This is a genomic window from Nicoletella semolina, from assembly GCF_004345745.1.
Lineage (GTDB): Bacteria > Pseudomonadota > Gammaproteobacteria > Enterobacterales > Pasteurellaceae > Nicoletella > Nicoletella semolina.
On sequence record NZ_SLXJ01000017.1, the window covers coordinates 1 to 12,090 of the forward strand.

Genomic DNA, 12,090 nt, shown 5'->3' on the forward strand with positions numbered 1-12,090 from the left:
CTATTAAGTTATATTCAAAATATTCAATTATATATCTAAACTAACCCAAACAAGTGCCCACACAGATTGTCTGATTCTTTGTTAAAGAGCAAAAATGGTCGGCGAGATAGGATTTGAACCTACGACCCACTGGTCCCAAACCAGTTGCGCTACCAAGCTGCGCTACTCGCCGTCAATTACTCACTAAAAATGAGTATCGTTAAATGGGGTGGCTAATGGGACTCGAACCCACGACAACTGGAATCACAATCCAGGGCTCTACCAACTGAGCTATAGCCACCACTATACCATATTGAACATTGCTTAACCTCTCTGGCGCGCTCGACAAGATTCGAACTTGCGACCTTTGGCTCCGGAGGCCAACGCTCTATCCAACTGAGCTACGAACGCGTTATTCAGTAGTGCGTCGCAACGGAGGCGTATAATAGTGATTTCAGAGATTCCTGTCTAGCACTTTTTGTAAAAATATTTACTCTTGGTGCTAATTTACACAAAATGGTGAAAAATTAAGACTACTTGGCGATTTTATAACTTATTGAACCAGTAATAATAGGCATATTTGATGAGATTTAATTGACGCTTCCAACGTCTAGGTTGGGTTATGGCACGATACAGCCATTCCACGCCATATTTTTGCCACAATTTTGGTGCTCGTTTTACTCGTCCAGTGAACACATCATAGGTTCCCCCAACCCCCATATATAAGGCAAACGGATATTTCATATAGGCACGCTGGATAAAAAGCTCCTGTTTTGGCGATCCTAAAGCGACACTGACAATTTTTGCTCCTGAATGCTGGATTGCTGCAATTAATTCATTCTCATATTCAGCAGAAAAATAACCATCGTACTGCCCAACAACATTCACCCCCATGTATTTTAATTTCTCTACCGTGTCAGCCAACACAACGGGCGAACTGCCTAATATAAAAACAGGCACCCCTTGCCTAGCTGCCTCATTCATTAAAGCAAGCCAAAGATCTGCCCCTGCTATTCTTTCCATATTAGCCAATTCTGGATACTTACGTCGGATAGACAAAATGATACTAATGCCATCAGCATAGCAAAATTCAGCATGTTGCAAACATTCTGCCAAATCTGACCGCTTACCACTCAATATTACCTTTTCTGCATTGATCGCAAACAGCCGTCCAAACTTCACCCTATTATCTTCAAGTAGGAAATCGAGCAGATTCTGCTGATGAGCAGCTGTTATGACTGCAATATTACGAATATTGACCTTATTCATTCTGGTATTTCCTTGAGATCACATAAGCAACTGCCCAACAGCCCATAAAACAAATATTAAAGAAAACAAAACGAGAGACAAAGGCATCTGCCCCCTCTCGTACCAACACAACTAAGTTGAATAATTGAGCAAAACAATATGCTTGAATAATCGCTGAACGGCTCACCTGTTGATGTCTCTTACCATATGCAAAGCAACGATCTAAAATACAGATAATCACACCACACAGCATCATACCGAAGACAATCCACATCAGCCCCCCCATAATATAGAAAGAGCCTAAAATAGTCGGTGAAATCGCCAGCCCAGACTGATTGCCTAATACAACTTTAGTAAAGTAATTGGCACTATTCCACACAATATCAGGACGATCAACCCATATACTCTGTGGAATATAGACATAAAAATCACGAATAATTGGCATCACTCCCTGATATTCAATAGGTGCGTGTAAAATTTTGACTACATTTTCCCACGGAGAAAACGTATCTCTAGTCAAATATAAAAACGTGAACCAAGCCTCTCTTCCTTGTACATTCAAGTCATAGCGAACCAATGCCAAGATGAACATTCCCACTAAGACCGTCATTACCACAGCGACTAACCACGCTAGATTAAGGTATTTTTTATACAGTCCAATCAACACAAAGAAAAACACTGCCAGTGCCAAATTTGCTCGTGTTCCGCCCACTGCTAGATAACTTAATAGACCATACCCACTAGCCAGAATCAAAAAGTACCACCACATTCTTTTGCTTGGATACAGAAAAAAAACCAGCAACAAGGCAGGTAAAAAGAAATAGAAAAATCGCTTTAGGGGAATTGCTTCGACTTGCGATGAAAAAATCTGATGGTATTTTGTCAATTTAAACAGCAGCAATCCATCATTCAAATAAATAAAACCTCCCAAGCTGAGCAGTGCCAAGCCTCCCAACAAACAAGCGGTGAGATTTCCTTCTAATTTTGCAAATTGCGGATTCACAAGGCAGGCTTGAGACGACGAGTGCCGAGAAAGCGGATAAAAACGCACAACGAAACCGTATCCGATCTCATAACACAAATAGCCCACAAAACTTACCAATAACGCCTGTAACATCTGTTCTACTGAAATCATAGGTTGTGCAAACCCCATACCTAGCGACAAAGAAAAAGGGAATCCGAAGTAAAACGTTACCACATAAATCGCACTAAACAGTAGGCGAAAAGAAAAAGCTTGGGATCGGTAGGCGACTAACATTCGCCACGCAATACCACTCAAAGAAAGCAAATAAACGCCAAATAAAACCACATACTCCATTATCATTGTCCTATTCCATGTTTTTCTGGCATTCAAGCTCAACCAGCAATGCCGTCCAACGCTGACGATACCTCTCTGGGAAAAAGGGTAAAGCAGTCAGATCTTGCTGATGTAATATGGTCTTCACCTTCTCAACTGCCGCTTTGGAAAGCATATCCGCTACCAAAAATGGCACGCCAGTCGCTTGCAGATCCAACCTAAACGGATTTTGATCATTTAGCACAACAGGAATTTGCTGCGAAAGCAACAAACATATTGTGCCTACCCCTTGCTGACGTTTAAAATTGAAATAGCCTACATCACACTGCTTTAACAATGCAAAATATTGCTCAAAACTCACCGCTTGATCCAATACCATCACCTGTTCAACAGAAAAAAAACGCCTCGCTTCAGCCTCAACTTGTGCAATATACGCTGTGTTATTTGCTGGATAGCCCATTGGCACAATAATCCTGACTGCAGAGCCTAAACATTGATAAATCTGAGAAAATGCCTCCAGATGCAAATTAGTCGGATCACCAGAATTGCCTAACAACACGGTAAATGGACGATTTGATAAATATTGCTCATCGCATTGCACACTAGCAATATGACTATGTTCGATTTTCAAACCGCCTCCCATTTTTGTGGGAAAATAAACCACTTTATCTCGCCCAATTCTTCTAGGAAAACGTTCCTTTACCGCAGCAAGATCGCCCAAAGTTGCCCATATTTCAGGCAATTTTTGCTGTGCTAAGCGACGTATCGGATAAAATAGGCGAAATGTCCAGCGACGAGATTGCTCATACCAATCCGCCCCCCAAATATGCCAGATGCAACGATTTACAGGCAGCAATCCCAGCAATATTGCTATCCAAATCCAGCCATTAAACTGTCCGTGCAACAAACAGCAAGCGGTCGCATTACGGCGAAAATCTGCAATCAATCTCATTGCAGCCGCCCTTTTAGTCGGTAGTGCCACCAAATTGAGCTTGGGAAATTCAACCTGTAATTGACAATCGCCGACTACATAAAAGTGGTGTTGTTCTAATTTGAGATGTGGCAACAACTCACATTCAAAAAACTGCAACACTCGGCGGTTATGGTGTGGAATATTTGCACCGAGAAAATGAAAAATCATCATTGTCCAAAAAACTCGTAAATGGCTAAAATCACAGCCTGTTGCTCATCATCAGTCATATTGTAAAATAGCGGTAAACGTACCAACCGTTCGCTTTCTTGTTGGGTAAAACGATCCTCTCCTGAAAAGCGTCCCCATTTTTCCCCTGCAGGACTGGTATGTAAGGGCACATAATGAAAAGCAGCCAAAATATCACGTTCAGCTAAAAATGCGATCAATGCCGTACGCTCGGTAATATTTGCCAATTTAAGATAAAACATATGTGCATTATGCTGGCAATCGACTGGCACTTGTGGCAATTCACACACGCCTCGCTCTGCAAGCGGTCGAAAAGCACGAAAATAATGCAAATATCGCTGCATTCTCACTGCAAAAATTTGCTCAAAGGCGTCAAGTTGTGCAAACAAAAAACTGGCTTGTAACTCAGAAAGCAAATAGCTTGAACCAACATCTCGCCAACCATACTTATCGACCTGCCCTCGAAAATATTGACAACGATCTGTACCTTTTTCCTGCACAATTTCCGCTCGCGCCACAAAACGAGGATCATTAATGATTAACGCTCCGCCCTCGCCACCTGCCGTAACATTCTTCGTATCGTGAAAACTCAAACAACCCAAATGTCCGATACTCCCCAATGCACCTCCCTTATAGCTCGCCCCTATCGCCTGTGCCGCATCTTCAACAACATAAAGCTGATATTTTTCTGCCAACGCCATAATCCTGTCCATCTCACACGCCACACCAGCATAATGCACCACCACGATCGCACGGGTTCTTGGCGTTATTGCCGCCTCAATCAACTGCTCATCGATATTCATCGTATCAGGGCGAATATCGACAAACACAACGCTTGCCCCTCGCAACACGAACGCATTTGCCGTCGAGACAAAAGTATAGCTCGGCATAATCACTTCATCGCCCACTTGAATATCTAACAACAGTGCTGCCATTTCTAATGCGGCCGTACAAGAAGGGGTTAAAAGCACTTTGGGACTTTTCAGCTGCTGCTCAAGCCACTGCTCACAACGACGAGAAAAATCCCCACCGCCTGCTAAATTGGTATGAGCCAGAGCCTGTTGCAGATAATGGTGTTCCGTGCCAACTCGAGGCGATTGATTAAATGGAATCATCGATAAAACCAGTCAGATCGTGTACAAATTTGACCGCCCAAATGTTGATAAAGCCTGATTGCAGCTGAATTGTTACGCTGTGTTCGCACCATTAGCTCTGTTGCCCCCTGTACTACTGCCCAACATTTTGCCTGCTCCAGCAAAAATGCCCCAATCCCCTGATTGCGATATTTTTCAACAACCGCAAGTAAACCAATTGTCGCATAATCCCCCCTAGATCTCAGGCTAACTGCCCCCTGCAATTCGCCATTTTCAGTGCGTTTCAACAAGCAAACATCATCAAATTTACCTGCCATAGCCTGAGCAATCCAATGCTGATAAAACCGCTGATGCTCCGTTTTTGAAAACCACGGCTCACGAAAACGGCTTTGCGGAAATGCTTCGCCCATCAAGGCTTGGAGTTCAGGCAGATCTGCGTCTGTTGCCTGTTCGCAAGCGGTCGGATTTCCCTCATTTTTTGCAAGTAAAAAACGCAGCTCCACCTCACTCTCCACCCATTGGAAGCCACACTGTTGCAAAAAATCTGCCTCAGCCAACCTCTCTGCCGATACCTTTGCCCACAGCAAGCCACCCTCATATTCAGGCAATCTAAACGGAGCTTGCCCCAATTCAAGGCAAAAAATCGGACGCTGAAAAAATGCCGTTTCCCACTCACAGAGTATTATTTTGCTACTCATTCACATACTGATTAAGTTGAAATACACCGATTTTCGCACATACCTACAAACAAGTACATTACAGCTCAAGCCCAAAACACTTCCGTATTATCAGCTACGATTATTTCACTATTCAAGAAATGATACAAAAACCTATTATAACAATACCCCCATTAGAGTATAATCGCACCATTTTTGACAAATAGACAAAAAATGAGATTTCAAATGAAAGAAACCATCGTGGCACAAGCCACTCCGATTGGGCGAGGTGGAATTGGTATTTTGCGTGTATCTGGACCGCTAGCAAGCACTGTCGCTCAAACTGTTCTTGGCAAATGCCCGAAACCAAGGGTAGCGGATTACCTCCCTTTCCGTGATGAAAATAATGATATTCTTGATCAAGGGATTGCCCTCTTTTTCAAGGCTCCACATTCTTTTACTGGCGAAGATGTGCTAGAGCTACAAGGACACGGCGGGCAAGTGATTTTAGATTTGTTGTTGCAACGCATTTTAAAAATCCACGGCGTACGCATTGCCCGAGCAGGTGAATTCTCCGAGCAAGCCTTTCTCAATGACAAGCTCGATCTTGCCCAAGCCGAAGCAATTGCCGATCTCATTGATGCCACTTCAGAGCAGGCTGCACGCTCAGCCTTAAAATCGCTACAAGGCGAATTCTCTCACAAAATCAACCAACTCGTTGAAGCAGTCATTTATCTACGAACCTATGTCGAGGCAGCGATTGATTTTCCTGATGAAGAAATTGATTTTCTCGCTGATGGCAAAATTGAAAGCAAATTAAATGATATCATCGCCCAAGTCGATGCTGTTCGATACCAAGCCAAACAAGGTACAATATTGCGTGAAGGAATGAAAGTCGTGATCGCAGGCAAGCCAAATGCAGGCAAATCCAGCCTGCTTAACGCTCTCGCAGGTCGTGAAGCAGCGATTGTCACCAATATCGCAGGCACAACTCGTGATGTATTACGAGAACACATTCATATTGATGGAATGCCATTGCACATCATTGACACAGCAGGCTTGCGTGAAGCCAGTGATGAGGTGGAAAAAATCGGTATTCAACGAGCGTGGAGTGAAATTGAGCAAGCTGATCATATTTTGCTGATGATCGACAGCAATCAATCACAGGCAGTAAACTTTAAAACAGAATATGCAGACTTTTTGCAAAAATTACCACCAAACTTACCGCTTACCGTAATCCGCAACAAGGTCGATTTATCAGGCGAGAATGAAGGCATTGAAGCACTATCACAAACTGACAGAGCAAATACAACCGTGATCCGCCTCTCCGCTCAAACCCAGCTTGGCGTCGATTTATTGCGTGAACATCTCAAAAAATCGATGGGCTACCAAAGCTCCACCGAAGGCGGCTTTATCGCTCGCCGCCGCCATCTTGAAGCCCTAAACCTCGCCGCCAATCATTTACAACGAGGACACGTTCAGCTTACACAATTCTTCGCAGGCGAGCTGCTCGCAGAGGAACTCCGTCTCGTGCAAAACGCCTTAAGCGAAATCACAGGACAATTCACCTCCGATGATCTGCTCGGCAATATATTTAGCTCGTTTTGTATCGGGAAGTAGAACAAGATTATTTTATTTACTAGAGACATTACGTCCCTAAATTATAGCCTAAGTGTAATATATCAATAGAAATTAAATGATGGCAAAGAAAGAAGTTAAAACCGATTTATGGGTTTATGAATTACTTAAAGAAGCTGGGATTTCACTGGATCCACAAGGCAGTTCAATTAAGGAACTAAATGGTGCACTAAAAACGGCATCTAAGTCAGGTAAAGGCAAAGTAGGCTTTCCTGAATATTGCGGTATCGTACAAGACTTTGTGCTTGTTATTGAAGACAAAGCTGATCTTAGTAAACATATCCAGCGTAATAACGACCAACTTATCTGTCTTGAAACTAAAAGTGTGACTAATTTTGCAGTCAATGGTGCGTTGCACTATGGCATTCATTTATCACAAAATACCAGTTATAAAAAAATAATTGCCATCGGCGTGTCTGGCGATGAAAAACGCCACAAAATTTCACCTTTGTTTATCAATGAACGTGGCGAGTACAAAGAATTGGAAGATGTTGAAACATTTACCCTTTTCAACACTAAAAATATCAATGAATACTACACCAAATATATTCTCAGAGAACAAACTGATGACGAGAAAACTACCGCTGAAATTTTAAAAGATGCTAAAGAACTACACGAAGATTTACGCAATTATGGCAGCATTCAGGATAAAGATAAGCCCTTGATTGTTTCTGGTATTTTATTGGCTTTGCGTGAAATGGAGTTTCAAAATTTCAGTCTAGATAATTTAAATGGTGATGATGTCAAAACCGATGGACAAAAAATCTATGAAGCGATTGAAAGCAATTTAAAACGTGCCCAAGTACAGCCTGAAGTCAAAAAAGATAAATTGCTCAGTCAATTTCTCGTGATTAAAGACACCAAGGCGATTAACGAAGTGAACGTCACTTTGGGCAAAACACCACTTAAACATTACACACAATTTATTTACGAACATATCTATAAAAACATCAGAAATATTCAATCCTCTGAAGATTATTTGGGACGTTTTTACGGCGAATTTATGTCATATTCAGGCGGCGATGGACAAACTCTGGGCATCGTTTTAACGCCACGCCATATTGTAGAATTATTTTGTGAATTGGTTGATTTACGCCCCAGCGACAAAGTGTTTGACCCTTGCTGTGGCACGGCTGGTTTTTTGATTGCCGCCATGCATCATATGTTAGAAAAAACGGATAAAGAAGCCGAAAAGCGTCATATTCGCAAACAGCAATTACATGGTATTGAACTGCAACCTTATATGTTTACTATTGCGACAACTAATATGATTTTACGTGGCGATGGCAAAAGTAATTTAGAACAGGAAGATTTTCTTAAACAAAATCCCGCCCAATTGCAACTCAAAGGCTGCAATATTGGCATGATGAACCCTCCATATTCGCAAGGCTCAAAAAGCAATCCGAATTTATACGAAATTGCCTTCACTGAGCAGCTGTTAAATTCACTGACTGCAGACGGTAAAGCGATTGTCATTGTACCGCAATCTTCTATGACGGGGAAAACCAAAGAAGAACAGGCGATTAAAGAAAATATTTTGAAAAAACACACACTCGAAGGGGTAATTACACTCAATAAAAATACCTTTTACGGTGTGGGAACCAACCCTTGTATCGCTATTTTTACGACTGGTGTACCGCACGATAAAGATAAACTCGTTAAGTTCATCAATTTTGAAAATGATGGTTTTGAGGTGAAAAAACATATTGGTTTAGTGGAAACGGTGAGTGCAAAAGACAAAAAAGAGCGTTTGTTAGATGTATGGCACGGCAGACTGCCTGCGGAAAACAAATTTTGTGTAGAAACCACGATTGAAGCAGACGATGAATGGTTGCATTCGTTTTACTATTTCAACGATGAAATTCCTAGCGAAGCAGATTTTGAGAAAGTGATTGCCGATTATTTAACTTTTGAAGTTAATATGATTACACACGGTCGTGGCTATTTATTTGGATTAGGGAAAGATGATGAGTGAGTTGAAATTGACGGATCGAGAGTGGAAAGCGTTTAAAATTGGAGATTTATTTGACGTTAATATAAGGGGAAGAAGGCTTGTAGCTTCTAATAGACAACAGGGCAAAATACCTTTTGTTACAGCGGGAGAAAGTCAAAATGGAATATCATCATTTATCAACAATGAGGAACAAATCACATATTCTAATGCTATCACTTTGGATATGTTTGGTAATGCGTTTTATCAAAAATTTGATTTTAAGTGTGATGATAATATAACAGTATTGATAAATGAGAATATTAATAAGTATAGTGCCTTTTTTATTGTAACTCTTTTAAATAGGCTAAGAGAAAAATATTCTTATGGTAATCAAGTAAGACCCAATCGTCTCAAAAATGATAAAATATTACTGCCCATAAACCAAAGCGAAACCCCAGATTGGCAATTTATGGAAGATTTTATGCGTCAATTTGAAAAAGACAAAATAAAAACCATCCTAAATTACTATAACCCATTGAATAATAATGAAATTATGCGGGGGGGGGGGGGTAAAACAGAATCTGAATAAAGTCAAGTGGTCTGAATTTAAAATTGAAGATATTTGTGAAATTTTATCGGGTGTACGTTTAACGAAACAAGATATGATAAATGGCAAAATACCATTTATTGGAGCAAGTGATAGCAATAATGGCATTACCGCATTTATTACTAATCAAAATAGTAGTTTGGATAAAAATGTATTAGGCGTAAATTATAATGGCAGCGTGGTAGAAAACTTTTATCACCCATATGAATGTTTATTTTCTGATGATGTAAAACGTTTAAAAATTAAATCTGAATATCCAGATAAATACGCTTATTTATTCTTAAAAGCTGCAATTTTGCAGCAAAAATCCAAATATCAATATGGCTATAAATTCAATGCGACAAGAATGTCACGCCAAAAAATTCTATTGCCTGCCATAGATACTCAACAACCCAATTGGTCATATATGTCAAACTATATGAGACAAATTGAATTACGGCAAATTATACGTTATTTATCTTTCAAATCGCTAAATAATAAATAGTTTTTTTACATAAAAAACGGTAAGTTCTTGCAAACTTTTGCTCAATACTTACCGCTTATATCTGAAACTGATTTGCTTACTCCACCAACAAATACTCACGCAATTTCATAAAGTCTGCTGGCATGGTGTCGGACAATAATTCCATTTTATTGTGCTTGTCTAATGCTTCGGGCAACGGTAATTCAATGTCTAAAATACGCTCTACACTCTCTTTAAATTTAGCAGGGTGGGCAGTGCAGAGGAAAATGCCTGTTTCACCCGCTTGCAGTTGGTCTTTCAACACTTGGTAAGCGATTGCTCCGTGCGGTTCGCAGAGATAGCCTTGTGCATGTTGTGCTTTTAATGCAGCTTCCGTTTCTGCATCACTTAATGCATCTGAACCCAACTCACCCAACGCCCAGCCGTTCCGTTTAAATAACTCTTCCACTCGAGGCCAGTTATTTGGGCGGCTGACGTCCATTGCATTGGATAAAGTGGCAACAGTGGCGTTTGGCGACCATTCGCCTGATTTTAAATAGCGAGGCACGGTGTCATTTGCGTTGGTTGAGGCAATAAAACGCTTGATTGGCAAGCCAAGTGTTTTCGCAATTAGCCCTGCAGTTAAGTTACCAAAATTTCCACTTGGAACGGAAACAACAATCTCTGAACGCTTCTCTTTTGGTAATTGTGCAACCGCTTCAAAATAATAGCAAACTTGTGCCAATAAGCGACTGATATTAATTGAATTCGCAGAGTTTAATCCGATAGCTTCACGCAACTCAACATCATCAAACGCCTGTTTCACCAACGCTTGGCAAGCGTCAAAATCGCTCTCAATCGCAATCGTGCGAATGTTGCCACCTAGTGTGCAAAATAGTTTTTCTTGAAGAGGGCTGATTTTCCCTTTTGGGTATAAAATGACGACGTTAATATTTGCTAAACCGTAAAAAGCGTGTGCTACAGCTGCTCCAGTGTCGCCAGAAGTGGCAGTTAAAATAGTGATTTTGCCATCGCCACGCACCGCTGCTAATGCCTGTGCCATAAAGCGTCCGCCAAAATCTTTAAATGCGAGGGTTGGACCGTGAAAGAGTTCTAGAGCAAAAATATCTTCACTAACTTTCGCAAGCGGTGCTGGGAAAGTAAAGGCATTTTTGACCATTGCGTTCAATGTTTCTGAGGCAATTTCATCGCCGATGAGTGCCGATAAAATTTTCTGGCTACGTTCAACTAATGGTAGGTTTAACAGTTCATCAATATTCTCTAATTGAGGCAACACTTCAGGGAAAAAAAGTCCCTGATTTTTTCCTAAGCCTTGGCGTACCGCTTGGGCAAAATTGACTTGTTCTTCTGGGTGTTTAATGTTGTATAAGTTCATTCGCATTCCTTGTTATCCGTAAACTTATCAAATTCTAGCTATTCCCATCTTTTAGTCAATTGAAAGCTGTAAAATTTCCGCTTTCTCTGACCGCTAACAAGCGGTATGATTGCGTAAAAAATTTGCAAAAGGAGAAATTATGCAAACGACAACTCGCCAATTGGGTATTCATAAAAAAATTGCTCTTGTTGCTCACGATAGTTGCAAACAGGCACTCATTGATTGGAGTAAAAAACACAGTAACATACTTAGCAATCATACACTTTATGCCACAGGTACAACAGGGCATTTGCTCACTCGTGAAACAGGGCTAGTGATTACGGCGTTATTAAGTGGTCCAATGGGCGGCGATCAACAGCTTGGTGGCTTAATTGCAGAGAAAAAAATTGATATGCTCATTTTTTTCTGGGATCCGATGAATGCAGCTCCACACGATCCTGATGTAAAAGCCCTGATGCGAATTGCAACGGTGTGGAATATTCCTGTTGCGATTAATAAAGCAACCGCTGATTTTCTAATTCAATCACCGCCATTTTCTCAACCATTTACGATGGTAATTCCTGACTATGATGACTACCTTCGTTCTCGTTTGGGTGAGTAATTGCATTTAATCAAAATAATATCAATGACAAATCAAAAAT

Annotated in this window: 11 protein-coding genes and 3 tRNA genes; 5 read left to right on the top strand and 9 right to left on the bottom strand. The window is 40.9% G+C overall.

Features of this window, described 5'->3' with window-relative positions; genetic code table 11:
* Window positions 1-95: 95 nt before the first annotated feature.
* The 8 genes from EV693_RS08850 to rffC form a co-directional block, all read right to left on the bottom strand.
* Window positions 96-172 (bottom strand) — tRNA-Pro (locus tag EV693_RS08850).
* 32 nt (window positions 173-204) lie between these two features.
* A tRNA-His gene (locus EV693_RS08855) sits at window positions 205-280 on the bottom strand.
* Between the two features lie 33 nt (window positions 281-313).
* Window positions 314-390: transfer RNA gene (locus EV693_RS08860), tRNA-Arg, on the bottom strand.
* Window positions 391-525: 135 nt separating this feature from the next.
* The gene (gene wecG, locus EV693_RS08865) at window positions 526-1,248 is read right to left on the bottom strand and encodes a lipopolysaccharide N-acetylmannosaminouronosyltransferase (RefSeq protein ID WP_132502010.1); all 723 of its coding nucleotides are present in this window, start codon (window positions 1,246-1,248) and stop codon (window positions 526-528) included.
* Complete coding sequence (wzyE, locus tag EV693_RS08870) at window positions 1,241-2,551, bottom strand: ECA oligosaccharide polymerase (protein ID WP_207906504.1); 1,311 nt, start codon at window positions 2,549-2,551, stop codon at window positions 1,241-1,243. The genes wecG and wzyE overlap by 8 nt, the downstream gene beginning before the upstream one ends.
* Before the next feature lie 4 nt (window positions 2,552-2,555).
* Window positions 2,556-3,668, bottom strand: a complete 1,113-nt coding sequence (locus tag EV693_RS08875) for a TDP-N-acetylfucosamine:lipid II N-acetylfucosaminyltransferase family protein (protein ID WP_132502012.1) — start codon at window positions 3,666-3,668, stop codon at window positions 2,556-2,558.
* On the bottom strand, window positions 3,665-4,798 hold the full coding sequence (gene rffA / locus EV693_RS08880) for a dTDP-4-amino-4,6-dideoxygalactose transaminase (RefSeq protein WP_132502013.1): 1,134 nt from the start codon (window positions 4,796-4,798) through the stop codon (window positions 3,665-3,667). The genes EV693_RS08875 and rffA overlap by 4 nt, the downstream gene beginning before the upstream one ends.
* Window positions 4,795-5,475 (bottom strand): dTDP-4-amino-4,6-dideoxy-D-galactose acyltransferase, encoded by a 681-nt coding sequence (rffC, locus tag EV693_RS08885; protein WP_132502014.1) that lies wholly within the window; start codon window positions 5,473-5,475, stop codon window positions 4,795-4,797. The genes rffA and rffC overlap by 4 nt, the downstream gene beginning before the upstream one ends.
* A gap of 204 nt (window positions 5,476-5,679) precedes the next feature.
* Between rffC and mnmE the strand changes: the two genes are divergently transcribed.
* The 4 genes from mnmE to EV693_RS08905 all read left to right on the top strand — a co-directional run bounded on the left by mnmE (window position 5,680) and on the right by EV693_RS08905 (window position 10,095).
* Window positions 5,680-7,053, top strand: a complete 1,374-nt coding sequence (mnmE, locus tag EV693_RS08890; RefSeq protein WP_132502015.1) for a tRNA uridine-5-carboxymethylaminomethyl(34) synthesis GTPase MnmE — start codon at window positions 5,680-5,682, stop codon at window positions 7,051-7,053.
* 79 nt (window positions 7,054-7,132) lie between these two features.
* On the top strand, window positions 7,133-9,046 hold the full coding sequence (locus EV693_RS08895; RefSeq protein ID WP_132502016.1) for an HsdM family class I SAM-dependent methyltransferase: 1,914 nt from the start codon (window positions 7,133-7,135) through the stop codon (window positions 9,044-9,046).
* Window positions 9,039-9,593, top strand: coding sequence for a restriction endonuclease subunit S (locus EV693_RS08900; RefSeq protein WP_165904889.1), 555 nt, complete (start codon window positions 9,039-9,041; stop codon window positions 9,591-9,593). The genes EV693_RS08895 and EV693_RS08900 overlap by 8 nt, the downstream gene beginning before the upstream one ends.
* Window positions 9,550-10,095: a restriction endonuclease subunit S gene (locus tag EV693_RS08905; RefSeq protein ID WP_132502018.1), complete on the top strand. Its 546-nt coding sequence runs from the start codon at window positions 9,550-9,552 to the stop codon at window positions 10,093-10,095. The genes EV693_RS08900 and EV693_RS08905 overlap by 44 nt, the downstream gene beginning before the upstream one ends.
* 76 nt (window positions 10,096-10,171) lie before the next feature.
* On the opposite strand, the gene thrC is transcribed toward EV693_RS08905, so the two are convergent.
* A complete protein-coding gene (gene thrC, locus EV693_RS08910; RefSeq protein WP_132502019.1) occupies window positions 10,172-11,449 on the bottom strand; it encodes a threonine synthase in 1,278 nt (425 codons plus the stop codon).
* A gap of 139 nt (window positions 11,450-11,588) precedes the next feature.
* Here thrC and mgsA point away from each other — a divergent pair, with 139 nt between their 5' ends.
* Window positions 11,589-12,050: a methylglyoxal synthase gene (mgsA, locus tag EV693_RS08915; protein WP_132502020.1), complete on the top strand. Its 462-nt coding sequence runs from the start codon at window positions 11,589-11,591 to the stop codon at window positions 12,048-12,050.
* Window positions 12,051-12,090 lie beyond the last annotated feature (40 nt).

Excerpts from the sequence above, each read along its gene's own strand:
- mgsA (WP_132502020.1), top strand. The coding sequence starts at position 11,589 with ATGCAAACGACAACTCGCCAATTGGGTATTCATAAAAAAATTGCTCTT.
- EV693_RS08900 (WP_165904889.1), top strand. The coding sequence starts at position 9,039 with ATGAGTGAGTTGAAATTGACGGATCGAGAGTGGAAAGCGTTTAAAATT.
- mnmE (WP_132502015.1), top strand. The coding sequence starts at position 5,680 with ATGAAAGAAACCATCGTGGCACAAGCCACTCCGATTGGGCGAGGTGGA.
- EV693_RS08875 (WP_132502012.1), bottom strand. The coding sequence starts at position 3,668 with ATGATGATTTTTCATTTTCTCGGTGCAAATATTCCACACCATAACCGC.
- rffA (WP_132502013.1), bottom strand. The coding sequence starts at position 4,798 with ATGATTCCATTTAATCAATCGCCTCGAGTTGGCACGGAACACCATTAT.
- EV693_RS08905 (WP_132502018.1), top strand. The coding sequence starts at position 9,550 with ATGAAATTATGCGGGGGGGGGGGGGTAAAACAGAATCTGAATAAAGTC.
- thrC (WP_132502019.1), bottom strand. The coding sequence starts at position 11,449 with ATGAACTTATACAACATTAAACACCCAGAAGAACAAGTCAATTTTGCC.
- EV693_RS08895 (WP_132502016.1), top strand. The coding sequence starts at position 7,133 with ATGGCAAAGAAAGAAGTTAAAACCGATTTATGGGTTTATGAATTACTT.
- wzyE (WP_207906504.1), bottom strand. The coding sequence starts at position 2,551 with ATGATAATGGAGTATGTGGTTTTATTTGGCGTTTATTTGCTTTCTTTG.
- rffC (WP_132502014.1), bottom strand. The coding sequence starts at position 5,475 with ATGAGTAGCAAAATAATACTCTGTGAGTGGGAAACGGCATTTTTTCAG.
- wecG (WP_132502010.1), bottom strand. The coding sequence starts at position 1,248 with ATGAATAAGGTCAATATTCGTAATATTGCAGTCATAACAGCTGCTCAT.